The 23928-nt window shown below is 64.6% G+C and carries 27 protein-coding genes; 15 read left to right on the top strand and 12 right to left on the bottom strand.

Annotated features, from left to right (window positions below):
* Position 1: 1 nt before the first annotated feature.
* Together IB229_RS02945 and IB229_RS02940 are read left to right on the top strand one after the other, a co-directional pair.
* Positions 2-964: a FecR family protein gene (locus IB229_RS02945; RefSeq protein WP_192324793.1), complete on the top strand. Its 963-nt coding sequence runs from the start codon at positions 2-4 to the stop codon at positions 962-964.
* Between the two features lie 174 nt (positions 965-1138).
* Positions 1139-3619, top strand: a complete 2481-nt coding sequence (locus IB229_RS02940) for a TonB-dependent receptor (protein ID WP_225578900.1) — start codon at positions 1139-1141, stop codon at positions 3617-3619.
* Between the two features lie 143 nt (positions 3620-3762).
* Here IB229_RS02940 and IB229_RS02935 read toward each other — a convergent pair whose 3' ends face one another.
* Together IB229_RS02935 and IB229_RS02930 are read right to left on the bottom strand one after the other, a co-directional pair.
* Positions 3763-4233 (bottom strand): RNA methyltransferase, encoded by a 471-nt coding sequence (locus IB229_RS02935; protein WP_192324789.1) that lies wholly within the window; start codon positions 4231-4233, stop codon positions 3763-3765.
* Positions 4234-4282: 49 nt separating this feature from the next.
* The gene (locus IB229_RS02930; protein WP_192324787.1) at positions 4283-4624 is read right to left on the bottom strand and encodes a YajD family HNH nuclease; all 342 of its coding nucleotides are present in this window, start codon (positions 4622-4624) and stop codon (positions 4283-4285) included.
* A gap of 84 nt (positions 4625-4708) precedes the next feature.
* Between IB229_RS02930 and IB229_RS02925 the strand changes: the two genes are divergently transcribed.
* Complete coding sequence (locus IB229_RS02925; RefSeq protein ID WP_192324785.1) at positions 4709-5020, top strand: hypothetical protein; 312 nt, start codon at positions 4709-4711, stop codon at positions 5018-5020.
* 73 nt (positions 5021-5093) lie between these two features.
* Positions 5094-5561 (top strand): MarR family winged helix-turn-helix transcriptional regulator, encoded by a 468-nt coding sequence (locus tag IB229_RS02920; protein WP_192324783.1) that lies wholly within the window; start codon positions 5094-5096, stop codon positions 5559-5561.
* Positions 5562-5573: 12 nt separating this feature from the next.
* Here the strand turns inward: IB229_RS02920 and IB229_RS02915 are convergent, their stop codons facing one another.
* Together IB229_RS02915 and IB229_RS02910 are read right to left on the bottom strand one after the other, a co-directional pair.
* On the bottom strand, positions 5574-6005 hold the full coding sequence (locus tag IB229_RS02915; RefSeq protein WP_192324781.1) for a hypothetical protein: 432 nt from the start codon (positions 6003-6005) through the stop codon (positions 5574-5576).
* 28 nt (positions 6006-6033) lie between these two features.
* Complete coding sequence (locus IB229_RS02910; protein WP_412547766.1) at positions 6034-8085, bottom strand: S9 family peptidase; 2052 nt, start codon at positions 8083-8085, stop codon at positions 6034-6036.
* Positions 8086-8170: 85 nt separating this feature from the next.
* On the opposite strand from IB229_RS02910, the gene IB229_RS02905 reads away from it, so the two are divergent.
* The 5 genes from IB229_RS02905 (at position 8171) to IB229_RS02885 (ending at position 11645) form a co-directional block, all read left to right on the top strand.
* On the top strand, positions 8171-8647 hold the full coding sequence (locus IB229_RS02905; RefSeq protein ID WP_192324777.1) for an MFS transporter: 477 nt from the start codon (positions 8171-8173) through the stop codon (positions 8645-8647).
* A gap of 70 nt (positions 8648-8717) precedes the next feature.
* The gene (locus IB229_RS02900; protein ID WP_192324775.1) at positions 8718-9164 is read left to right on the top strand and encodes an HIT family protein; all 447 of its coding nucleotides are present in this window, start codon (positions 8718-8720) and stop codon (positions 9162-9164) included.
* 3 nt (positions 9165-9167) lie between these two features.
* Positions 9168-9947, top strand: a complete 780-nt coding sequence (locus IB229_RS02895) for a class II glutamine amidotransferase (protein WP_192324773.1) — start codon at positions 9168-9170, stop codon at positions 9945-9947.
* 3 nt (positions 9948-9950) lie between these two features.
* Positions 9951-10484, top strand: a complete 534-nt coding sequence (locus tag IB229_RS02890) for a DUF2937 family protein (protein ID WP_192324771.1) — start codon at positions 9951-9953, stop codon at positions 10482-10484.
* Positions 10485-10583: 99 nt separating this feature from the next.
* Positions 10584-11645 carry a DUF2167 domain-containing protein gene (locus IB229_RS02885; RefSeq protein ID WP_192324769.1) on the top strand — a complete coding sequence of 354 codons (1062 nt, stop codon included), beginning with the start codon at positions 10584-10586 and terminating at the stop codon, positions 11643-11645.
* Between the two features lie 134 nt (positions 11646-11779).
* On the opposite strand, the gene IB229_RS02880 is transcribed toward IB229_RS02885, so the two are convergent.
* On the bottom strand, positions 11780-12958 hold the full coding sequence (locus tag IB229_RS02880) for a vWA domain-containing protein (RefSeq protein ID WP_192324767.1): 1179 nt from the start codon (positions 12956-12958) through the stop codon (positions 11780-11782).
* Positions 12959-13119: 161 nt separating this feature from the next.
* Positions 13120-13965 carry an AAA family ATPase gene (locus tag IB229_RS02875; RefSeq protein WP_192324765.1) on the bottom strand — a complete coding sequence of 282 codons (846 nt, stop codon included), beginning with the start codon at positions 13963-13965 and terminating at the stop codon, positions 13120-13122.
* A gap of 231 nt (positions 13966-14196) precedes the next feature.
* Here IB229_RS02875 and IB229_RS02870 point away from each other — a divergent pair, with 231 nt between their 5' ends.
* From IB229_RS02870 to IB229_RS02860, 3 genes are all read left to right on the top strand, one after another.
* On the top strand, positions 14197-14595 hold the full coding sequence (locus IB229_RS02870) for a hypothetical protein (protein WP_192324763.1): 399 nt from the start codon (positions 14197-14199) through the stop codon (positions 14593-14595).
* Positions 14595-14795 (top strand): helix-turn-helix transcriptional regulator, encoded by a 201-nt coding sequence (locus IB229_RS02865; protein WP_192324761.1) that lies wholly within the window; start codon positions 14595-14597, stop codon positions 14793-14795. Before IB229_RS02870 ends, IB229_RS02865 begins: the two co-directional genes overlap by 1 nt.
* Positions 14796-15027: 232 nt before the next feature.
* Positions 15028-15489: a hypothetical protein gene (locus IB229_RS02860; RefSeq protein ID WP_192324759.1), complete on the top strand. Its 462-nt coding sequence runs from the start codon at positions 15028-15030 to the stop codon at positions 15487-15489.
* A gap of 142 nt (positions 15490-15631) precedes the next feature.
* On the opposite strand, the gene IB229_RS02855 is transcribed toward IB229_RS02860, so the two are convergent.
* Positions 15632-16705: a DUF748 domain-containing protein gene (locus IB229_RS02855; RefSeq protein ID WP_192324757.1), complete on the bottom strand. Its 1074-nt coding sequence runs from the start codon at positions 16703-16705 to the stop codon at positions 15632-15634.
* Positions 16706-16840: 135 nt separating this feature from the next.
* Here IB229_RS02855 and cysK point away from each other — a divergent pair, with 135 nt between their 5' ends.
* Entirely contained in the window at positions 16841-17815 is a 975-nt protein-coding gene (gene cysK / locus IB229_RS02850; RefSeq protein WP_192324755.1) for a cysteine synthase A, read from the top strand.
* 91 nt (positions 17816-17906) lie between these two features.
* Here cysK and IB229_RS02845 read toward each other — a convergent pair whose 3' ends face one another.
* A complete protein-coding gene (locus tag IB229_RS02845) occupies positions 17907-18803 on the bottom strand; it encodes a DMT family transporter (protein ID WP_318652101.1) in 897 nt (298 codons plus the stop codon).
* A gap of 243 nt (positions 18804-19046) precedes the next feature.
* Here IB229_RS02845 and IB229_RS02840 point away from each other — a divergent pair, with 243 nt between their 5' ends.
* A complete protein-coding gene (locus tag IB229_RS02840; protein WP_192324751.1) occupies positions 19047-20228 on the top strand; it encodes a CaiB/BaiF CoA transferase family protein in 1182 nt (393 codons plus the stop codon).
* A 2-nt stretch (positions 20229-20230) separates the two neighbouring features.
* On the opposite strand, the gene IB229_RS02835 is transcribed toward IB229_RS02840, so the two are convergent.
* The 4 genes from IB229_RS02835 to IB229_RS02820 form a co-directional block, all read right to left on the bottom strand.
* Entirely contained in the window at positions 20231-20728 is a 498-nt protein-coding gene (locus IB229_RS02835) for a SprT family zinc-dependent metalloprotease (protein ID WP_192324749.1), read from the bottom strand.
* 98 nt (positions 20729-20826) lie between these two features.
* Entirely contained in the window at positions 20827-21489 is a 663-nt protein-coding gene (locus tag IB229_RS02830) for a Yip1 family protein (RefSeq protein WP_192324747.1), read from the bottom strand.
* A 155-nt stretch (positions 21490-21644) separates the two neighbouring features.
* A complete protein-coding gene (locus IB229_RS02825) occupies positions 21645-22244 on the bottom strand; it encodes a Yip1 family protein (protein WP_192324745.1) in 600 nt (199 codons plus the stop codon).
* A gap of 164 nt (positions 22245-22408) precedes the next feature.
* The gene (locus IB229_RS02820; protein WP_192324743.1) at positions 22409-23002 is read right to left on the bottom strand and encodes a DNA-J related domain-containing protein; all 594 of its coding nucleotides are present in this window, start codon (positions 23000-23002) and stop codon (positions 22409-22411) included.
* Positions 23003-23087: 85 nt separating this feature from the next.
* On the opposite strand from IB229_RS02820, the gene ttcA reads away from it, so the two are divergent.
* Positions 23088-23915: a tRNA 2-thiocytidine(32) synthetase TtcA gene (ttcA, locus tag IB229_RS02815; protein WP_192324741.1), complete on the top strand. Its 828-nt coding sequence runs from the start codon at positions 23088-23090 to the stop codon at positions 23913-23915.
* Positions 23916-23928: the final 13 nt, after the last annotated feature.

Raw genomic sequence — 23928 nt, 5'->3', positions numbered from 1 at the left:
CATGCGCAAGGATTCCCCGATTTCCATCGACGAACAGGCCGCCACCTGGTTCAGCCGTCACTCCAGCGGGCAGCTGTCCGCTGAGCAGCGCATCGAGCTGGAGCGCTGGCTGGCAGCGGACCGCGCCCATGCGCGGGCTTTCGCCGACATGGAGCTGATCTGGGCGGATTTCGACCGCGTACAGCGTCCCGCCCTGCAGCCTGCTCCGGTGGTTCCTCTGCGCCCACGCACGCGCTGGCAGCCGCGCCGCGCACTGGCCGCATCGGTGGGGCTGCTGGCGGTGCTGGCAACCTGGCAAGGCTGGTTCAGCTCCAGCCCGAGCCAGGAAATGAGCCTGCTCAGCGCGCCGGGCGAACAGCGTCAGGTGGTGCTGGAGGATGGCTCGCGCATTGACCTCAACGTCGATACCCGGCTGCAGGTGCGCCTCTACGAGGACCGACGTGAGGTCGAGTTGCAGGCGGGTGAGGCGTTCTTCGCCGTGGCGCCGGATGCGGCGCGGCCCTTCGATGTGATCGCCGGAGAGGGCAGTGTGCGCGTGCTGGGCACGCGTTTCAGCGTGCGGCGCAGCAGCGAACACCTGGCGGTGGCAGTGGAAAGCGGCAAGGTGGCGGTACGCCCGCAGGTTGGCGATGAGCGCCGCGCCATGCTGGAGGCCGGCGACGGCGTCGATTTCGACTACCGCAGCGGGACACTGCGCACGATGCGCCTCGGCCCCGAGGAAATCGCCAGCTGGCGCCGCGGCCAGCTGATTTTCCGTGACCGGCCGCTGGTGCAGTTGCTCGACGAGCTGTCGCGCTACCGCAAGGCGCCGGTCGGCCTGGCCGATGCCAGCCTCGCCGAGCGCCGGGTTTCCGGCAGCTTGAACATCGCCCGCCCGGATGCCTTCCTGGCGGCGCTGCCGCAGTTGTTGCCGGTGCGCGTCGAGCACCTGGCCGACGGCACAGCCCTGGTTCACCCCCGCTAGCGTTTTCACGGTTCACGTTGCAGGGCGTAGCGAGCGCTCTGCTTCGAGGTTTTCGCGTCGTCACAAGCTGGATGAAAATATTTTTCATTTGCATATGCGGGTTTTTCCGAGCGCTGCGTCTTCCTGATGTCCGCCTCATGCCATGGCGGTTTTGCAGTACTTGGGGAGATTTGGATGAATACCCGCACCACCCGTTTCGCGCTGCGCCAGTTGTGTGCCGGCACTGCCCTGGCCACTCTGCTGCTCAGCGGCAACGTCCTGGCCCAGGAATACCGGTTCGATCTGCCGGCCCAGCCGATGGCCAGCGCGCTCACCGCCCTGGCCCAGCAGAGCCAGCTGCAGATCCTCTTCGACGAATCGCAACTGCGTGACCTGCGCGCCCCGGCGCTTTCCGGGCAATACAGTGCGCGCGATGCGCTTGATCGACTGTTGGCCAACTCCGGCCTGGAGCTGGTCGAAGCGGGCGACGGCTTCGTGATTCGCCGCCGTGTCGCCGCCGATAGCGACAGCGACAACGTCATGACCCTCGGCAGCACCAATATCATGGGCAGCGTGATCGACAGCAGCACGGTCGGGCGCTCGGTACTGAGCCAGGAAGACATCGACCGCAAGCAGGCGGACAACATCGCCGAGCTGCTGGATACCCTGCCAGGTGTCAGCTCCAGTGGCTCGCCACGTCCGGGCGGCCAGACCCTGAACATCTGGGGTATGGGTGACGTGGAAGACGTGAAGGTCATCCTCGATGGCGCTCCCAAGGGATTCGAGAAGTACCGCCAGGGGTCGGTGTTCATCGAACCCGAGCTGATCAAGAACGTCGAGGTCGACAAGGGGCCGCACAACACCCTGTACGGTAATGGAGGCTTCGGTGGCGTGATCAAGGTCGACACCAAGGACCCCGCCGACCTGCTGCGTGACGGCAAGAATGTCGGTGCGTTTCTCAAGTACGGCTACCACACCAACGATCGCCAGGAAATCTACAGCGGCGCGGTATTCGGCCAGACCGAGGACAAGATGCTCGACGGCCTGCTGTTCCTCAACGGGCGTGACGGCGACAACATCAAACGCCCCGATGGCACCCGTTTCGTGTACTCGTCCAACAGCCTCGACGGCTTCCTGTTCAAGAGCAATCTGCGCTTGAGCGACGAGCACGTATTCACCCTGTCGGCCATGCAGTCCAACAGCAATGCCTGGGAACCCTTCGCCGCCAAGCGTGACGACATGGCGGCACCGACGGCTGCCGAAATTGCCCGTTATGGGTTGGACGGTGCCTGGAAGCGCAAGCTGGTCTACCGCGATCAGGATGACGAGAACTACTCGCTGAAATGGAATTACGCACCGCTGGATAACCCGTTGATCAACATGACGGCCAGCTATGCCTATTCCAAGACCGATCAGCACGACAAGCGCCCGCAGAATGCGAGTGCGGGCTTCGCCTCTTCTCTGGGCAATGAGAGCTGGGTGGACTATACCGACCGCCTGGCCGAGCTGAGCAACGAGAGCCGCTTTTCCACTGGCGTTCTCGATCACGCCGTGACCGTCGGCGTGCAGTGGCATGGCCATGACCGTGACACGCTGATGCTGGACCTCAGCAAGACCCGCGATGCGACCTACAACTACGGGCTCATGCAGCCGTACTACATGCCGTCTGGCGAGCAGGAAACCCGCAGCGGTTACATTCAGGATGCGATCACCATCGGTTCGGTGACCATCACGCCGGCCTTGCGCTATGACCAGATATACAGCCGTGGCGAGCCCAGCCAGGCTTCGCGTTACAACAACCCGGATCCGGCAGTGGGGCACGATTACAGCAGCGTGACCTACAGTGGTTGGTCGCCACGCCTGGGCATCTTCTGGACGGCCACCGACAACCTGGCGTTCTTCGCTGACTACAGCAAGACCTGGCGTGCGCCGCTGATCGACGAGCTGTACGAGGTTCAGAGTGCGCTGAGCAGCGTGCCGGGTACCAGCCGCAACCTGGACCCCGAGCGGATCACGGGTTGGCGTCTGGGTAGCATCGTCAACCTCGACAAGCTGGTGGTGGATAGCGACAACCTGCAGATCCGCACCACGCTGTTCCGCAACCGGGGCAAGGACGAGATCTTCAAGCGCACGGGCGTTTACTGCGCAGAAAGCGTCACAGGCGGCAACGGCGCATGCCAAGGCCCCTTGGCCAACAACCGCAACCTGCCCGGCTACACCATCGAGGGTGTGGAGATCGAATCCTTCTACGACAGCTCACGGATTTTCGGCAGCCTGTCGATTTCCTATATCCGCGGTAAGCGCGATGCTTCGCCGCGTAACCCCTGGGGTGAGGAAACCTGGCTCTCGGATATTCCGCCACGCAAGGCCGTTGCGACCCTGGGCGTGAAGGTGCCGGAGATCGATATGGCAATGGGCTGGACCGGCAACTTCGTGCGTAAGCAGGACCGTTCCCCGGTGGATGACGACCCGCTGGCTTCGGGCTGGAGCCTGCCGGAAACCCAGGGCTATGCCCTGCATGGCGTGTTCGCCAGCTGGCAACCCACTCAGCTCAAGGGCTTCGAGGCGCGTCTGGCGGTGGATAACCTGTTCAATCGCGAGTACTTCCCGTACCTGGGCGAGTCGGTGTCCGGGGTAGGGCGCAATATCAAGTTCAGCGTTTCGCAGCTGTTCTGAAGCGATAGGCGCTGGTGCTCGTCAGTTGGCGGCGGCGGGGGAAGTCGTTGGCCGCGCTTGGCTGCAACTGACCGCGCCATTGTCTGCTCAGGCGCTGGCCAGGATTGGCAATGCTGCTGGCCGGATACCGACCAGAAATCGACTCAGAACTGCGGGCCGGAGCGGGTGTTGTTGCCCTTGGCCAGGCGGTCGTAGAGCACCACGTTGACCGTGGCGGCGAGGTTCATGCAGCCCTGGGTGGGGATGTAGACCACCTCGTCGCCGCACCAGTCGCGGATTTCCTGGTTCAGCGTGCCGTCTTCGGGGCCGAAGATGTACAGCGCGCGGTCCGGGTGGGTATAGCTCGGCAGTGGCCGTGCGTCGTCGACCAGCTCCACGGCCACCGGCGTGCAGCCCAGCGGCAGGATCTTGCGCAGGTCGTCGATGTTGATCAGCGGAATGTCCTGGTGGACCTTCTTGGTGTCGGTGACGAAATCCTTGGCGCGGTCGTAGCGGGTGCCGGTGTAGAACACCGAACTGACGCTGTAACAACCGGCCGCGCGCATGATCGAGCCGACGTTTTCCGGCGACTTCGGGTTGAACAGGCCGATGCAGGCGTATCTCTTGTTGGCCACGGTCGAGCTCGCAAAAAAGACGCGATTATACGGAGCCGGCCGCCAGCCCCTAGTCCTTTTTCAGCAGGCTGGCGAGGTCGCCGAAGGCCTTGTAGGTCGACTTGGCGGCCTGCGGGCTGGCAGTCGAGCCTTCGGCGAAGTACTGCTGGTCGGTGTAGCGCGAGTGTTCGTTGTCGTGACAGAACAGGCACAGCAGCTCCCAGTTGGAGCCATCGGCTGGGTTGTTGTCGTGGTTGTGGTCGCGGTGGTGCACCGTCAGCTCGCTCAGGCGCTTGCCGGAGAACTCGCGGGCGCAGCGGCCGCAGACGTGCGGGTACATCTTCAGGGCTTTCTGCCGGTAACCTTCCTCGGCCTGGGCGGACAGGTAGTGGCGGTTGTTGCTGGTGCTCATTGCAGGACCTGTGGTCGGGTGGCGAACGCTTTGGTTCAGGCGTTGCCAGAATAGAACGAAAGCCCTGCCGAGAGGAGTCCCCCGATGCGCTCATACCCCGTTGCCCTGGTGCTGCTCGCGCTCCTCATCCAGCCAGCGCTGGCGGCAGATTTTCCCGGTCGGCCGACACCGGCGCCGGGTTCGCCCGGAACCGCCACGCCACAACCCTATGGCCAGCCGACGGTACGCCCGCTTGGGGCACCGGATCGGCCACCGCTGCTCAATGATCAGCGCGGGTTGCCACCGCGCCTGCAGGAACGAGTGCCCATCGGCACGCCGGATCGCCCGATTCCGGCACTGGAGCGCGAGCATGAGGAACGCCAGCGCGGCCAGTCGCTGGGTGACGAGGCGCGCTGAGCACCGTCGGCCCTTGCTCCGTCGGCGCGATTGCGACAGGCTTGCCTCCGTTCATTTCGCAGTGGGGCCGTCCATGGTCATCGACAGGAAAATCAATGCCGCCTCGGTGCGGATGCAGCGCCTCGATCCGCTGGACCTGTCCCTAGAGCTGCTGCACTTCGGTTTTCGCGGCCTTACCGTGGATGCCGACCGCTACCTGGAAACCCTCGGCCTGTCCCGCGTGCATCACCGCACGCTGTATGTGATTGCCCGAGCCGAGCAGATCAACGTCGGCGAACTGGCCGCCACGCTGGGGGTGAGCAAGCAGGCGCTGCACCGGCCGCTGACCCACCTGTTCGAGCGCGAACTGGTCTGCTACACGCGCCAACCCGAACGGCACCGCTTCAAGCTGCTGGCGTTGACCGATGCCGGGCAGGCGGTCGAGCGCCAGGCCACCGACCTGGAGCGCGCGGTGATCGATCAGGCACTGAAGCAGGTCGACCCTGCCGGCCAGGCGGCCTGGCACACGGTGATGCAGGCGCTGGCCGAGCGCCTCAACTGAGTCCGCGGCTTTTCAGGCGACGGGATGCGGCTTGAGCGGTCGCAGCATCAGTAGCGGCACGGCGATGGACATCGCCGCTGCCGCATTCAGATACGCGTGGGCCAGCAGGTCGAAGTAGGCCGAGATCGCGCTGTCGAGTACACACCAGAGCAGCAGCGCGGCGAACAGGCCGGGCTTGATCAGCCGATGACCCCGGGTGCGATAGAGGTACACCAGCAGGCTGAACAGCAGGCCCCAGCTGGCGACCGTGGGGCCGAACAGGCCGACCATGGTGCGCAGCAGGCGCTGGAACTCGACACCTGGCGGCTGCGCCGAGACGCTGGCGTAGAGGTACTGGAAGTACGGATCGAGCAGCGTGCTGTGGGCGGCGAAGGCCAGGGCGACGCCGAGTGCGACGTGACCCAGGCCGATCAGCAGCAGCCAGCGGTAGAGCAGGTTTTGCATTGCGGTCCCTCGCTATCGGTATGGAGGTTCAGGCCGCGACAGCCAGCACCTTGAGCAGAAATGCGTACTCCAGCGCTACGTCCTTGAGTGCCTGGTAGCGCCCGCTCATGCCGCCATGGCCGGCACCGAGGTCGGTCTTGAGCAGCAGTAGGTTGCTGTCTGTACGGGTGGCGCGCAGCTTGGCCACCCACTTGGCCGCTTCCCAGTACTGCACGCGGCTGTCGTTGTAGCCGGCCACCGCGAGGATCGCCGGGTAGGCCTGGGCGCTGACGTTCTCGTACGGGGCGTAGGCCTTGATCCGTGCGTACACCTCCGGCTGATTCGGGTCGCCCCATTCGTCGTATTCGGTGACGGTCAACGGCAGGTCGGGGTTCTGCATGGTGTTGAGCACGTCGACGAAAGGCACTTCGGCGATGGCCGCGGCGAACAGTTCGGGGCGCTGGTTGAGGACCGCGCCGATCAGCAGGCCACCGGCACTGCCGCCGCTGATGGCGAGCTGCGACGCATGGGTCAGGCCGGCGTCGATCAGGTGTTCGGCGCAGGCGATGAAGTCACCGAAGCTGTTCTGCTTGTGCGCCAGCTTGCCAGCGCGGTACCAGGCTTCACCCAGTTCGCCGCCGCCGCGCACATGGGCGATGGCGAAGACGAAGCCGCGCTCGAGCAGGCTCAGGCGGGCATGGGAGAACCAGGGGTCGAGGCTTTCGCCGTAGGCGCCGTAGCCGTAGAGATACAGCGGCGCGGGTTGCCCGGCGGCGAGCACGTCACGGCGTGCGACCAGGCTGATCGGCACCTGCGTGCCATCGGCGGCGGTTGCCCACAGGCGCCGGCTTTCATAGGCATCGGCATCGAACGGGCCTTCCACCGGGGTCTGCTTGAGCACCTGCTGCGCGCCGTCGGCAAGGTTAAGCTGGCGCACCTGGGCGGGACGGTTGAGCGCCTCGTAGCGCAGGCGGATCACCGGACTGACGAACTCCAGGCTGTCCTGCACGTACAGGCTGTAGGCGGCGTCCGGCAGCTGCACGGGGTAGGGCGCCGCGCCGTGCGGGTACACCTGGATGATCGGCAGGCCGCCCTCACGCAGGCTGAGGACGAAGGCGCCGGCGTTCAGGGTCAGGTCTTCGAGCATGCGCTGCGGGTCGTGCTCGATCAGCGGCTGCCACTGCGCCCGCGTCGGCGTGCCGGCCGCCGCCGGGCTGGTGAACAGGGCGAAGTTGATGCCGCTCTGGTTGCTGCGGATGAACCAGTGCCAGGCCTCGCCGAGCTTGCCGTGGTCGACGTAGTACTCGTGATCCTCCTCGCGCGGCTCGACGCACTGGAAGGCTGCGGTCGGCGTATCGGCGTCGAGCACCCAGTTCTCGCTGGTGGTCTTGCTGCCCAGCAGGAGGATCAGCTGGCGCTCGGAGCTGGCGCGGTAGCAGCTGAGGAAGAAGCGCCCGTCGGGTTCCTCGAACACCAGGGCCGCGTCGGATTCGCCGAGGCGATGGCGGTGCAGCTGGTGCGGCCGGTGGGTGTCGTCGAGGGTGGTGAAAAACAGGGTATGGCTGTCGTTGGCCCAGGTCAGGTTGCCGTCGCAGTCATCGAAGGGCAGTTCGCGCAGCGTGCCGTCGCTGAGGTTCTTGACGAACAGGCGGTAGATCTCGTCGCCGGAGGTATCCAGGCTGTAGCCGAGCAGGCTGTGGTCCGGGCTGATGCTGAAGGCGCCCAGCGACAGGTAGCCGTCGCCGGCCAAGGCATTGGGATCGAGCAGCAGTTGCTCGGCGTGTTCGTCGACCTGCAGCGAACCGTCCGCCGGTAGCGGGCAGCGGTAGTGGCGCGGGTATTCGTCACCGGCGGTGGTGCGCTGGTAGTACAACCACGGGCCCCAGGGGCTGGGCAGGGACAGATCGGTCTCGCGGATGCGCCCCTTGATCTCCTCGAACAGGGCCTCGCGCAGGTCGGCCTGATCGGCCAGCTGGCTGTCCAGGTAGGCGTTCTCAGCCTTGAGGTAGTCGAGGACTTCCTCGCTGTCGCGCTGCTCCAGCCAGTGGTAGGGGTCTGCAGCGGCGTCACGGCGGGCAATCGGGGCGTTGGACATGGGCATCTCGTCAGGGGCGACGGCAGGGGCGCCGGGCCGAGGAAAAGCCGCTATCATAAGCGCCCATTTGCCGGCCTCGCCATGAACTCGCATGACTGAACAAGACTATCTGCTCGCCTGGGCTGCCTACGCCGTTGCTGCACTCGGCTGCCTGCTGGTGTTCTGCCGGATGACTGGCTGGATGTGGCGCGGCCTGCGCGAGCCGCTACGGGTGATCGTGGCGGTGCTGCTGTTCTCGCCGACCATCGTCGACCCGGCCAAGGACCTGTTCGCCCCGGCCATCGCCGTGACCGCGCTGGATATCCTGTTCAAGGTCGGCAACAACGCCTGGCGTGCGGTCGCCGACCTGGCGTTGTACGGCCTGGTCGCCCTCGGCCTGTGGCTGGCCTTCGCTGCACTGCGCTGGCCAATCGAGCGCTGGTGGCAGGGCCGTCGCGGCGAGCCGCAGGCGGTGGTGGAAAACGAGCCGACCATGCGCGAGATGATGGCCCGCGACGACCGCTTCGCCGCCGATACCCGCCAGGATGCCAACGGCGATCGCCGCCTGCGCATCGAGCCCCGCCTGTAATCAGGTCCTAAGCGCTGTTGCAGACGCCCGCCTATGCGTTCAGCATGACGAGCAGACCCAAGGAGTGCTCATGAGCTGCGTGTTCTGCTCGATTGCCGCCGGCCAGGCGCCGGCGCACAAACTCTATGAAGACGAACATTTTCTGGTGCTGCTGGATATCTTCCCGCTGCGCCCTGCGCATGTACTGATCGTCAGCCGTGAACACGCGCCCTGGCTTGGCGAGCTGTCCGCCGCGCCGCGTGATGCCCTGCTGGCGCTGGCCGCCCGCGTGGCGGACGTGCTGTATGGGGCTGGCCTGGGCGTGCAGGGCATCAACCTGCTGATCAACGATGGCCCGGTGGCCAATCAGCATGTGCCGCACCTGCATCTGCACCTGATACCGCGTCGGCGCGGCGACCTGTTCGCCCTGTGCTGGCGCATCCTGACCCGCTTCCTGCCGGTCGGTCGCGCGCGTATCGACGCGCGCCTGGCCGACGAGGCGCAGCGGTTGCGCAATGCCTTGCAACGAGAGTCCTGAGTCATGTGCGAATTGCTCGGCATGAGCGCCAACGTCCCCACCGACATCGTCTTCAGCTTCACCGGGCTGATGCAGCGTGGCGGCGGCACCGGTCCGCATCGTGACGGCTGGGGCATCGCTTTCTATGAAGGGCGCGGCCTGCGCCTGTTCCAGGACCCGGCCGCCAGTGTCGAGTCCGAGGTGGCGCGCCTGGTGCAGCGCTATCCGATCAAGAGCGAGGTGGTGATCGGCCATATCCGTCAGGCCAATGTAGGCAAGGTGGCGCTGGCCAATACTCATCCCTTCGTGCGCGAGCTGTGGGGGCGCAACTGGTGCTTCGCCCACAACGGCCAACTGGCCGACTTCAGCCCGAAGCAGACCTTCTACCGCCCGGTCGGTGATACCGACAGCGAGGCGGCGTTCTGCGAGCTGCTCAACCGGGTGCGCGCGGCGTTCCCCGAACCGGTACCGGCCGAAGTGCTGCTGCCGGTGCTGATTCAGGCGGCGCAGGGCTTTCGTCGCCTCGGCGTGTTCAACTGCCTGCTCAGCGATGGCGACTGGCTGTTCACCTTCTGCTCGACCAAGCTGGCACACATCACCCGCCGTGCGCCGTTCGGCCCCGCGCGTCTGCGCGATGCCGAGGTGGTGGTCGATTTTCACGCGGAGACCACGCCCAACGACGTGGTGACGGTGATCGCCACCGAACCGCTGACCGATAACGAACGCTGGACGCTGTTCCAGCCAGGCGAATGGAGCCTGTGGCGGCGCGGCGAGCGCATCGCTCACGGGCAATTGGGGGAGTAGGGCATGTTCAGAAGTTATCTGCGTCTGGCGCTGTTCGCCGTGGGGCTGCTGGTCGGCGTGCAGATTCCCGGGTTCATCGACGACTACGGCAAGCGCGTGGAGGCACATCGCCTGGAGTCGGAAGAAAGCCTGCGTGGCTTCCGCGAGACCGCGCAGCGCTTCTTCAATGGCGACCTCGCGGCACTGGTCGCGCACTACCGCGCCAGCACCGATGACGTGATGCGCAGCGATGCCGACAGCGTCGCCCACCTGGTCAACCGTAATCTGTTGCTCGAAGGCGAGTGGCTGGCCATGCAGGGCCCCTGGTATGCGCAGATCTGGCACCTGACGACCGAAGCCGACCCGGCGCTGCTGGAAGAAACCAAGGCCGCCTACAGCTACCAGGTGATGCTCGCGCCCGAAGCCATTGCCTGGGGCCTGGGCTGCGGCCTGCTGCTGGCCTGGCTGATCGAGCTGGTGGTGCTCGCTGCCGGCTGGACCCTGGGTTTCGGCCGTAAGCACAAGATCATCCAGCAGGAACAGCGCCACTGGCGCTGAGTGGGATGTGTATCAAAAAGTTGCGATAGCTCGCCAAGCCGGCGAGCGCTGCATGCTAGGGTGACGACTCCTCCCCACACCCGTCGTCATGGAGTTCTTATGTCGATCAAGGAATTGATCCTGGCCACCCTGCTGGCCGCCAGCATCCCGCTCGCCCACGCCACCACGCCCGCTGTCGAAACCGAAGCCGCTGGCGAAACCGCCGAGGCTGCCGTATTCGATGAAGCCGATGCGGCCGAAGGCGAAGAGGGCGAGCCCTTCGACGAGGAAGCCTTCCTCGCCAGCCTGACCTTCGAGAAAGGCAAGGTGGTGCTCGGTGACAACCTCGCCACGCTGAACCTGCCGCCGCAGTTCGTTTTCCTCAATGGCGAAGACGCCGAGCGCCTGCTGGTCGAAGCCTGGGGCAACCCGCCAGATGCCGAGCTGCCGCTGGGCATGGTGCTGCCGGCCGGCATCTCGCCGCTGGCCGCCGAGTCCTGGGCCGTCACCGTCGAGTACGAGGGCAGCGGCTACGTGTCCGACGAGGACGCCGCCGACATCGACTATGGCGACATGCTCAAGGACCTGCAGGAAGAAGCCGCCGCCGACAACAAGTGGCGCGCCGAGAATGGTTACGAGACCGTGCAGCTGGTGGGCTGGGCCGATCAGCCGCACTACGACGCCAACGGCAAGAAGCTGCACTGGGCCAAGGAGCTGACCTTCGGCGAGAGCGACGAGAACACGCTCAACTACAACATCCGTGTGCTGGGTCGCAAAGGCGTGCTGGTGCTGAACTTCATCGCCAACATGGGCCAGCTGGAAGAGATCAAGCAAGCCGTGCCGACCGTGCTGGCGATGACCGAATTCAACCAGGGCAACCGCTACGCCGAATTCGATCCGGACATCGACGAGGTTGCTGCCTACGGTATCGGCGCGCTGATCGCCGGCAAGCTGGCAGCCAAGGCAGGCCTGTTCGCCACCCTGCTGATCCTGCTGAAGAAGTTCTGGATTTTGCCGGTGCTGCTGTTCGGCTGGCTGGGCAAGCGCCTGTTCGGCAAGAAGGACGTGCCTTCCGCTACGCCGGCTCCGGTTGTGGTCGAGCCCGAGGCGAGCGTTACCCCGGTCACGCCTCCTGCCAGCACAGTGCTGGACCTGAACAAGCCGGACACCGAGAGGCCCTGATCCGAATCTGTAGGATGCGCCGCGCGCACCGATTGCCAATGCGCGGTATGGCCCGGCGATGCGCATGGCGCACCCCGCAGTCGTAAAGAAAAAGGCCCCGATCGGGGCCTTTTTTGTTTGCGCCGGAGTGGCCGCTACTTCGAGAGAAAGCGCATGCCTTCTTCCAGGCCGCGCAGGGTCAGCGGGTGCATCTGGTCGTTGATCAGCTCGCGCATGATGTTGGTCGAGGCGGTGTAGCCCCAGGCATCCTTGGGGTAGGGGTTGATCCAGATGAGCTTCTTGTACTTCTCCATGAAGCGCTTGATCCACACGTAACCGGCTTCCTCGTTCCAGTGCTCGACGCTGCCGCCGGCCTGGGTGATTTCGTAGGGCGCCATGGCGGCGTCGCCGACGAAGATGATCTTCCAGTCCGGGCCGTACTTGTGCAGCAGGTCGAGGGTGGAGAAGCGTTCGCTGGTGCGGCGCAGGTTGTTCTTCCACACGCTCTCGTAGACGCAGTTGTGGAAGTAGAAATATTCCAGGTGCTTGAACTCGGTCTTGCATGCCGAGAACAGTTCCTCGCAGACCTTGATGTGCGCGTCCATCGAACCGCCGATGTCGAACAGCAACAGCAGCTTCACCGTGTTGCGCCGTTCCGGGCGCATCTGGATGTTGAGCAGGCCGCCGTCTTTCGCGGTGTGGTCGATGGTGCCGCCGAGGTCGAACTCTTCCGCCGCGCCTTCACGGGCGAACTTGCGCAGGCGGCGCAGGGCCACCTTGATATTGCGCGTGCCCAGTTCGACCTGGTCATCGAGGTTCTTGTACTCGCGCTGGTCCCACACCTTGACCGCCTTGCCCTGGCGCTTGCCGGCATCGCCGACGCGCACGCCTTCCGGGTTGTAGCCGCCGGAGCCGAACGGGCTGGTGCCGCCGGTGCCGATCCACTTGTTGCCGCCGGCGTGGCGTTCCTTCTGCTCTTCGAGGCGTTTCTTGAACTCCTCGATGAGTTTCTCCAGGCCGCCGAGCGACTGGATCTGCGCGCGCTCTTCGTCGGTCAGGTGCTTCTCGAATTCCTTGCGCAGCCAGTCTTCGGGAATCATCGCCTCGAGAAAATCGTCGAGACGCTCCAGGCCCTTGAAGTAGGCGGCGAAGGCGCGGTCGAACTTGTCGAAGTGGCGCTCGTCCTTGACCATCACCGTGCGGGCGAGGAAGTAGAACTCGTCCATGTCGGCGAAGATCACGTGCTGCTTGAGCGCGTTGATCAGGTCGAGCAGCTCGCGGACCGAGACCGGCACCTTGGCGGCGCGCATTTCATTGAACAGGTTGAGCAGCATGGTGTGCCCTCATTTGTGGCTCGCTTGCCCCGCGCGGTGCGAGGGGCGAGCGAGCTAGAGCCAGGCAAGGCGAGAGCGGGCGAGGAAGCGGAGTTTACTCGTGTAAATGAGCATTCCGAGCCCGCTCTCAACGCGGTCTGGCCGACGCGCAGCCGGCCCGTTTATCGCGACGCGCGGCGGCTCATGAAGGCCAGGCGCTCGAGCAGCTGCACGTCCTGCTCGTTCTTCACCAGAGCGCCCGCCAGCGGTGGGATGGCCTTGGTCGGATCGCGCTCACGCAGCACGGCTTCGCCGATGTTGTCGGCCATCAGCAGCTTGAGCCAGTCGACCAGTTCGCTGGTGGACGGCTTCTTCTTCAGGCCCGGCACCTTGCGCACATCGAAGAACACGTCCAGCGCCTCGGCCACCAGCTCGTTGCTGATGTTCGGGTAGTGCACGTCGACGATCTTCTTCAGCGTCTCGCGATCGGGGAAGGCGATGTAGTGGAAGAAGCAGCGGCGCAGGAAGGCGTCCGGCAGTTCCTTCTCGTTGTTCGAGGTGATGATGATGATCGGGCGCTGCTTGGCCTTGATGGTCTCGTCGGTCTCGTAAACGTAGAACTCCATCTTGTCGAGTTCTTGCAGCAGGTCGTTGGGGAACTCGATGTCGGCCTTGTCGATCTCGTCGATCAGCAGGATCACCCGCTCCTCGGACTCGAAGGCCTCCCACAGCTTGCCTTTCTTGATGTAGTTGCGCACGTCGTGGACCTTGTCCGAGTCCAGCTGCGAGTCGCGCAGGCGGCTGACCGCATCGTACTCGTACAGGCCCTGGTGAGCCTTGGTGGTGGACTTGATGTGCCAGGTGATCAGCCGGGCGCCGAAGGCCGCGGACAGTTGCTCGGCGAGCATGGTCTTGCCGGTGCCCGGTTCGCCCTTGACCAGCAGCGGACGCTGCAGGGTGATGGAGGCATTCACGGCGAGCTTGAGGTCGTCGGTGGCGACGTAGGACTGGGTGCCTTCGAACTTCATCTGGTAATCCTCGAACGGTAACGCTCGCAGCGAAACCGGGTGGTTCGGGTAATGACGGAAGCCGCGACTATAACGCGCACGGCGGTGGACTGTGAACGCAGACGCGCCATTCAGTCACTGAATGGCGGGTCACGCGGTAAACGGTTGCAAACCTGTTCGAATGACAAGCGTGCTTTACATGGTTGTCGAGGCGGTGTTAAGTTTGCTTGACATCACATCTGGAGCCTTTCCATGACCAGCGCCAAGGATATCCGTCGCCATTACGTCATCACCTGCACCGCACTGAACGCGGCCTATGCCTTGCTCGTGGTGCTGATCAGCTGGGTGCTCGACCTGCAGCAGATGCCTTACGCACTGCGTGTGCTGGCGGCGTTGTCGCCGGCGATTCCGCTGGCCGGGGTGATCTATGCCTTCGACCGCTACCTGCGCCGCGAGCCCGACGAATTCGCCCGCTTCGTGCTCTCGCGGGCCGCCACCCTGGCTGGCGGCCTGGTGATCTGCCTGCTCAGCACCTGGGGCTTTCTCGAGTACTACGCCGGTGTGCCGCGCTTCCCGCTGCTGATGGTCTTCCCGGCATTCTGGGCGGCGTTCGCCCTGACCTCGATGTACACCCTGCGCAGTTACGCCTGATGAACAACCGCTTGCGTGAACTGCGTGCCGAGCGTGGCTGGAGCCAGGCCGATCTGGCGCACCATTTGGAAGTGTCGCGACAGAGCGTCAACGCCATCGAGACGGGGAAATTCGACCCCAGCCTGCCGCTGGCCTTTCGCATCGCCCGGCTGTTCGACCTGCCCATCGAGGCAATCTTCAGCGAGGAGCCGCAGAGCTGAGCGGCGCGCCGCTCTGAGCGAATGCAGCGAGGCAGAGCCCGCGCCTATGCCGAAGCTGAGACAGCGGTCAGCTAATTACGGCTTCCCGCCTTGTAGACTACGGGCTGGTCTGCGGCAGAAGTGCGCCGTCTTGGCGCTGCTGGCACTGCTCCTACCCAACGACCTGATAACGGTGGCCCATGGACTGAAATGTCCACCTAGCTGCGTATCTCTACCCTTTGGATAGTAGAAAATGAAAAAGATCATTCTGATTGCCCTGAGCGGCATCGTACTCAGCGGTTGCGTTACACCTGGCGTGAAAAATGAACAGGCCAAGGCCGCATTGCCCACGGACACTCGCGAGTGTGCGCAGAACTTCACCTTTGATGGCAGCTTCTGGGCGGGCCGTACATTCAAGAGCCACGCAACGGCTCAGGGTGTCTCGCAGGCCACGGGTATACAGCGTGCCGCGCGCTACCTGACCAGCAACGGCTGGACCATCACCAGCACCGACAAGGACCTTGGCATCATCAGTGCCTCGCAGACCGTCAGTTACGGCCAGGGCAAGACCGTGCCGTTCAACGTGACGATGGAGCCGCAGGGCAACGCGCTGCGTGTGACCACCACCTACGTCCTGTCCGGTGGTGTCACCTCCCCGGCAGAGGCCGTGCGTGACGAGTTCTGCAACGTCATCGGCGCTGTAGCGGGTCAGTAAGACCGCGCCGCTCAACAGCCCGGGGTCGTACCGGGCTGTTGAGCGAGCCCACGCCGCCACCTGTCTGCTTCACGGCGTAGATCACGGCCACTGGCTCGTGACCACTCTCCTCGCGCGATGCCATGCACTGAATGACCGGGCATCAATGTTCTGGCGGGGCGTTCTCATAGCGCGCATTGAACGCCTGGACGAAGCCGTTGCGCAGAATGGCGATAAACGCCTGGAACGGGCTGACATCCTGATCCCTGACGCTACCCGATAGCTCCACGCGGGTGGCGAACTGGTTCTTCTGCTGGTTCTTCAGCACCGTTTCGCTGCCGCCGACCAGCGCCTCCCAGATCGAGCGGAACAGGCTCTTGTCCTCGGCCTGCACGTCCTGTTGCCAGTTGAATACGTCGACGTCGCGCAACAGCGGCTTGATGTAGCCATCGAGCTGACCATCCTCGGCGTTGACCTCGACCACCAGATCGCCATTGCCGGCATTGAAGTCGAACTTGCCGTAAGCGGCGGAGAAGTCATTGAGTCGGCGTAGCTCGATGTCGGTGGCACGTACGCGGAACTCGAAGCTCTCGAAATTCTCGAACGGGTCGAACACGGCCGTGGCCTCCAGTGGCGCATGGTCGAGCAACAGGGCCTTGCCTTCGAAGTTGGCCACGCGCTCGCCGCTGACATCGGCGACGTTGGTCAGGTTGTAGAGGCTGGCGTTGACCTGCGTGGCCTGGATGTCCACCGGCGGCTGCGAGGTGTAGTTGTGGAAGGCCACCTTGCCGTCGACCACGCGCACTTCATCGAGGGTGATCGGCAACAGCTTCTCGAGCTGCTCGCGCCAGTCCACGCCGGCACCGGTCTGGGTGCTTTCCTCGTCGGTGCCGCCGTCGACGAAGTTCAGTTCGGGGCGTTCGAACAGCACGCGCGCGACCACGCCGTGGTCGTACCACAGCGAGTGCCAGCTCACCGCCAGGTCGATGCTCGGTGCCAGCAGCAGCGGCACGGGCACGTCACCGTCGGTCTTGACGATCTCCAGGCCGTTGATCCGGTAGGCGCCGCGCCACCAGGCCAGGTCGACATCCACCACATGGCCGCGGTAGTCGCCCATGTCCGCCAGCTTGGTGTTGAGGTAGTCGCGAATCACGTAGGGCAGGGCCAGGTGCAGCACCAGCACGAGGGCGAGCAGACCGAGCACGATCCACAGGGGCAGGCTGTATCGACGTTTCATCAGGGCGTCCGTTTATCTGCGCGTCTTGTTGATGGACTGCCAAGCGCTGCGCAGAGTTCGACCCGCGTGTGGCTGGACGAGCCCGGCCGTGCGGCATAGGCTGACGGCCTCGCGAATCGACAAGGACACCGCATCATGAGCCGCATCTTTGCAGACAATGCGCAATCCATCGGCAACACGCCGCTGGTGCAGATCAATCGCCTGGGCCCCAAGGGTGTGACAATCCTGGCCAAGACCGAAGGGCGCAACCCGGGCTATTCGGTGAAGTGCCGGATCGGCGCCAACATGATCTGGGATGCAGAGGCGCGTGGTGTGCTCAAACCGGGCATGACCCTGGTCGAGCCGACCTCCGGCAACACCGGCATCGGTCTGGCCTTTGTCGCCGCGGCGCGCGGCTACAAGCTGCTGCTGACCATGCCGGCCTCGATGAGCCTGGAGCGGCGCAAGGTGCTCAAGGCCCTGGGCGCCGAACTGGTGCTGACTGAGCCGGCCAAGGGCATGAAGGGCGCCATCGAGAAGGCCGCCGAGATCGCCAGCTCCGACCCGGCCAAGTACTTCCAGCCGCAGCAGTTCGACAACCCGGCCAACCCGGCGATCCACGAGAAGACCACCGGCCCGGAAATCTGGAACGACACCGATGGCGCGGTCGATGTGCTGGTTGCCGGTGTCGGCACCGGCGGCACCATCACCGGGGTGTCGCGCTACATCAAGCATACCCGGCACAAGCCGATTCTCTCGGTGGCGGTGGAGCCGATTGGCTCGCCGGTAATCAGCCAGACCCTGGCCGGCGATGAGGTCAAGCCGAGCCCGCACAAGATCCAGGGCATTGGCGCGGGCTTCGTGCCGAAGAACCTCGACCTGTCCATCGTCGACCGCGTCGAACTGGTCAGTGACGACGAAGCCAAGGCCATGGCCCTGCGCCTGATGCAGGAGGAGGGGATTCTCTGCGGGATTTCCTGTGGCGCCGCGATGGCGGCCGCCGTGCGCCTGGCCGAGCAGCCGGAGATGCAGGGCAAGACCATCGTGGTGATCCTGCCGGATTCGGGCGAGCGCTACCTGTCGAGCATGCTGTTCAGCGACCTGTTTACCGAGCAGGAACTGCAGCCGTAAGGGTTTCCAGCTCAACGAAAAAGCCGCCCTCGGGCGGCTTTTTCATGGGCGTTCAGCCAGGTTTCAGCTCCCTCTGGGAGGCGCGCTCAGCCTAGGTCTTGGCCTGCGCCGCACTCGGCTGCAACACCAGCCACAGCGCCACTGCAATCAGCACGCCGCCGTAGAGGTAGGCCCAGGACAGCGGCTCGTCGAGCAGCAACACGCCCCAGAGCACGCCGAACGGCGGGATGAGGAAGGTCACGGTCATCGACTTGACCGGGCCGATGTCGGCGATCAGGCGGAAATACAGGATGTAGGCAAAGGCGGTGCAGAGCAGGCCCAGGCCGGCCAGCGCCAGCCAGACACTCGGCTCGCCCCAGGGGGCCAGCGACTGCTGGGGCAGGTTCCAGAGCAGAAATGGCAACAGGCACAAGGTGGCGCCGAGCTGGCTGGCGAAAGCCAGCAGGCGGCTGTCCAGGCCACCTTGCTGGGTAATCCAGCGCCGGGTAAGGAAACCGGCCAGGCCATAGCAGCTGGTGGCGACCAGGCACGCCGCGGCGCCCCAGAGCAGTTCGGCATCGAAGGCCATCGGCCCGGTGCGCGTCAGCACGCCGACTCCGGCCAGGCCGATCAGCACGCCGCCAGCCTTGGCGGGGGTGATCGGCTCATGGAAGAACAGTGTGCCGATCAGCACGCCCATCAGCGGCGTGGTGGCGTTGAACACCGCCGAGTAGCCGGCCGGCAGGTGTTGCGCGGCCAGCGAGTACATGGCGAACGGAATGCCCGAGCTGAATACGCCGAGCAGCAGGGCCTTGCCCAGCTTGCCGCGGAAATTCCAGCCACCGCGCAGCACGGCGATGATCAGTACCAGTCCCAGAGTAGCCAGCAGCACCCGGCCGAAGGCGGTCGGCAGCGCACCGACTTGCGGTACCAGCATGCGGGTGAAGAGGAAGCTGGCGCCCCAGATGGCAGCGAGGGCAAGCAGGCGGGTGTAGTCGGCGGCGCGCACAGTAGGCTCCTTTTCGGCAGGGCAGATACTACGCCGCCCGTGCGCCGGCGCAATCCACAGTTGGCGGGCAAAACGACGGAGCAGTTGCCAGCCCTCTGGAATGTGCTCGGGCAGGTGGCCGATTGGGTCAATGGTGCCGAGCGCTTGGGTCATTGAGCGTGATCGGCGCCGCCACCTACCCTGCAGGTAGTTTCCTGCGCGGCGTTGCGCGCGCACGTGCTCACTTTCGATTCTGGAGTCGCCATGCCTGGCCCGCTGTCTTCGCTGAAAGTCCTCGATTTCTCCACCCTGTTGCCGGGGCCTTTCGCCTCGCTGCTGCTGGCCGACATGGGCGCTGACGTGTTGCGCGTGGAGTCGCCGACGCGTGCCGATCTGGTGCGCGTGCTGCCGCCGTTCGACGGTGACTGTTCGACCAGCCACGCCTACCTCAACCGCAACAAGCGCTCGCTGGCGCTGGACCTCAAGCAGGCCGGTGCGCTGGCTGTGGTGCATCGCCTGGTCGAGGAGTACGACATCCTCCTCGAGCAGTTTCGCCCGGGAGTGATGGACAAGCTGGGCCTGGGCTACGAGGCGTTGAAGGCGATCAATCCGCGGCTGATCTACGTGTCGATTACCGGCTACGGGCAGACCGGCCCGTATCGCGACCGTGCCGGCCACGACCTCAACTACCTGGCCATCAGCGGCCTTGCCAGCTACACCGGGCGCCGCGAGAGCGGGCCGTTGCCGTTGGGCATGCAGGTGGCGGACATCGCCGGCGGCTCGCTGCATGGCGTGATCGGCCTGCTTGCCGCCGTGGTACAGCGCCAGCAGACGGGGCAGGGCCAGCACGTCGACATCAGCATGACCGACTGTGCGTTCAGCCTGCATGCCATGTCTGGTGCAGGGTTCCTCGCGGGCGGCGTGGAGCCGCAGATGGAGAGCCAGGTGCTCAACGGCGGCAGCTTCTATGACCATTACCGCACCCGCGACGGGCGCTGGTTGTCAGTTGGCAGCCTGGAACCGCAGTTCATGCAGCAGTTCTGCGCTCAGCTGGGGCGCCCGGAACTGGCTGCCCGCGGGCTGTCGCCCAAGCCGGAAGATCAGCGCGCGCTCAAGCGCGAGATCGAAATCGAGATCGAGAAACGCGACTTCGCCGACTGGCAACAGCGCTTCGCCGCGGTGGACGCCTGTGTCGAGCCGGTGCTCGGGCTGGCTGAGGCGGTCGAGCACCCGCAGCTGCAAGCGCGCGGCGTGGTGACCGAAGTGCCACGTGCCGGTCGTGCGGCGCAGCGGCAGATCGCCTGCCCGATCCGGTTTTCCGACGGTTTGGAAGCGCCGCGACACATCGGCGTTGCGGTGGGTGCACACAGCGCCGAGGTGCTGCGTGAAATCGGCTACAGCGATGAACAGATCGCCGAACTCAAGGCCGGCAAGGTCCTGGGGTAGCGCTACTCGACGCGCTGCTCGCCGCTGAAGACCAGCGTCGCCCGGCAGCGCCGGCAGTAATAGCGGCGGCCTTTGGCGACCAGGGAATGGCGCTGGGCGGAGAAGGGGAATTCGCTGCTGCTCGGACATTGGCAGAGGTAGACGAAGCGGGTGACCTTGCGGCGCCCGACGTCATAGGTGTGGCAACGATCCGGCGGCAGTTCGTAGACCCCGCGCATGATCAGCTGCCACTCCTCGCCATGTGGCTGGATACGCCCGCCGAACATCTGGTGGGCGATCAAATGGGCAACCTCGTGGGCCACGGTCTGCTTGAGGAAGTGCTCGCGGTTTTCCGTATACAACTTGGGATTGAAGCGCAGCAGGTTTTCCGTGAGGTGCGCCACGCCGGCTTTCTGCCCGCGCAGTTTGAAACTCACTTCAGGGCGCGGGAAGCGGCGGTTGAAGAACGCTTCGGCCTGTTGATAGCAGGCCTCGACGCGGTGGTTGAGCGACTCGGGCATACGGCTTCTCCGGAAGCCGGCGATTATGCCGCAATCCCCCCAGTCGCCAAACCGACCGCTGGTCGAGTGCCGCGATGGCGCAGTCTGCGCTCAAGCGCTTATTGGCTAGCCGGCGGCTGTGCGCGTTCGTCCTGGGTCGGGTAGCTCTGGTCAGTGGTCGGGGCACGCTCGTAGACCGGCGCAAAACTGCTCTGCCAGTGCAGGATCGCCGACACCAGCAGGGTCACCAGGACCAGCACGGCCACGGCCCAGACCGAGCCGGCGTAAACCAGGCCCTGATTCTGTCGCGTGCGCATGAAGGTCGGCAGGCCGACGAACAACAGGAAGGTCGAGTACGCACAGGCCGCACCCAGTACGCCAACCGCGAGCCAGCGCGTCGGGTACAGCGCGGCCAGTCCGGCGATGAACAGCGGTGTCGCGGTGTAGGCGGCAAAGCCGATGCACTGGTTGAGCGTTGGGCGGGTCTCGAAGGTACGCGACATCCAGCGGATGAAACCGCCCATGATCACGGTGCCAACCAGCGCGGTCAGGTACACCAGCACGCTGAGGATCAGCGCACTGCGGGTGTCCAGGCGCACGGTTTCACCTTCGACCAGACTCCAGCCGACTTCGGTGGTGCCGACGAACAGGGCGGCTGCGGGAATCAGCGCGAGTAGCAGCAGATGGCCGAGATAGTGGACGCTGTTGCGCTCCTCTTCCTCGCGGATCTCGTGCCACGCGGCATCCGGGCGGGTAAACAGGGTGACGAAATGCGGAGCCATGGGCATTTCTCCTCTAGTGAAGGGCACCGGTGCATCCACACCGGCCTCGTTCGTTAGAGGCACATCGGGCGTGCAGGGTTTCAACTATTCCTGACCCCTCCGTCGCGCCCATGAAAAAGCCGCCCGAAGGCGGCTCTTGTGCAGCAGGTTGGTTGTCAGTTGGTGTAGACGGGGCCGACGCCCATACCCCAGAAGATCACCGAGCAGGCGATCATCGCCACCAGTACCACCAGGCCCACCGCAAGGATCGAGCTGGAGAACATGAAGCCCTCGTCGGACGGGATGTTCATGAAGGTCGGCAGGCCGGCATAGAGCAGGTACACCGTGTAGCTCACCGCCGCTGTGCCGATGAACATCGCCAGCCACAGGCTCGGGTAGAGCGCTGCGACACCGCCGATGAACAGGGGCGTTGCCGTATAGGCGGCGAATACCACGCACTGGGTGAGGGTGGGGCTGGAGTCGTAGGTGCGTGCCATCCAGTGGATGAAGGCACCCATCACGGCGATCCCGGCGAGCATCGCCAGGTAGGACATCACCGTCATCTGTAGCGCACTGCTTTCCGTGAGTTTGACCGGCATGCCGCTGCCCACCGTCCAGCCCACCTGAGTGGTGCCGAAGTAGGCGCAGAGTGCCGGAATGGCGGCAAGAATGAGAACGTGGGTCAGGTACATGTGGCTGATGCTTTCTTCTTCGCCACGAATTTCCTGCCACTCCTGATCGGGATGGGTGAAGAGCCCCCAAACGTGGTGGATCATGCAGACACCTCCTCTTTTTTTATTGTCGATCGCCCCGTGCTAGCGCCCGGCGCGCGTGCAGCGGCACCGGGTGCAGGCCGAATCACTGCGACCGTATGCCGCAGTATAGGCAAAGGCTGGAGCCCGCGTGAGCCGTGGCTTTAGAGCGAATCGCTCTGTAGATGTCAGCGGTAATAGCGCTGCAGTATTTCCATGGCCAGGTTGATCGATTGCAGACGGCCGGTGTTGCCGCCGCGATCAGGATGATGCTGGCTCACCAGTTGCCGGTAGCGCAGCTTGATAGTGGCGAGGTTGAGCGGCTGGTCGCTGTCCAGTTCGAACAGTTCGAGCGCCGCGCGCTTCTCGTCGCCGCCCTGCATGCGTGTCCAGAAGCTCGCCAGCAGCTTCTCCACGTCGCGTTCGCCGGTGTCCGACAAATGCTGCAGATTGAGATAGTAGTCACGCAATGGGTCATGCATCGCCAGGGCGTCGGCCCCCAGGCGCCAGGGCAGCAATTGCAGGCACAGCGGAGCGATGTCCAGGTGTGCGCTTTGCGCCTGCCAGAGGCGGTCGCGCAGTTGGTACAGGGCGTTGAACAGCAGGAAGTGGGTGCGGAACAGCACCAGCTTGTCAGCCAGTTCGCGGTGCGGGATGTGCGTGCTGTGGCGGGCCTTGAGCTGCTGGATCAGCTGGAATTCGCTGATGCCGGCCGGCGCCTCGCGCAGGAGCAGGTGCACCTGTTCGGCGAGGTCCAGGCTGGGGTCGAGTTCGCTATTCATCGCCAGAGCCTAACATGGGCTGCCGCGGGTCCGCTTTGTGCGTAAAATAGCCAGCTTTTCGCCCCAGCCGGAACTTCAACGCGCCATGTCCACCAGCCTTTCGGTCACTCAGAACAAACTGCAGAAACGCCTGCGTCGCCTGGCCGGCGAAGCCGTCACCGATTTCAACATGATCGAGGACGGTGACAAGGTCATGGTCTGCCTGTCCGGCGGCAAGGACAGCTACACCATGCTCGACGTGCTGCTGTACCTGCAGAAGGTGGCGCCGATCTCCTTCGAAATCGTCGCGGTGAACATGGACCAGAAGCAGCCCGGCTTCCCCGAGCACGTGCTGCCGGCGTACCTGGAATCGATCGGCGTGGCGTACCACATCGTCGAGAAGGACACCTACTCGGTGGTCAAGGAGAAGATCCCGGAAGGCAAGACCACCTGCTCGCTGTGCTCGCGTCTGCGCCGCGGCACGCTGTACACCTTTGCCGACGAGATCGGCGCAACCAAGATGGCCCTCGGTCATCACCGCGACGACATCCTCGAAACCTTCTTCCTCAACATGTTCTACGGCGGCACGCTGAAGGCCATGCCGCCCAAGCTGCGCGCCGATGACGGGCGCAACGTGGTGATCCGCCCGCTGGCCTACTGCAGCGAGAAGGATATCCAGGCCTACTCGGACATGAAGGAGTTCCCGATCATCCCGTGCAACCTGTGCGGTTCGCAGGAAAACCTGCAGCGCCAGGTGGTCAAGGACATGCTGGTGGAATGGGAGCGCAAGTCGCCAGGCCGCACCGAAATCATGTTCCGCGCCCTGCAGAATGTGGTGCCGTCGCAATTGGCCGACCGCAACCTGTTCGACTTCACCAGCCTGAAGATCGACGACAGCGCCACGCCGCGTTTCCTCGATGTGATGAACGTCTGACTCGCCAGGGATG

The organism is Pseudomonas sp. PDM14, assembly GCF_014851905.1.
Classification (GTDB): domain Bacteria; phylum Pseudomonadota; class Gammaproteobacteria; order Pseudomonadales; family Pseudomonadaceae; genus Aquipseudomonas.
Note: the sequence above shows the minus strand (reverse complement) of the source record. Positions and strands in the feature narration are given on the sequence as shown.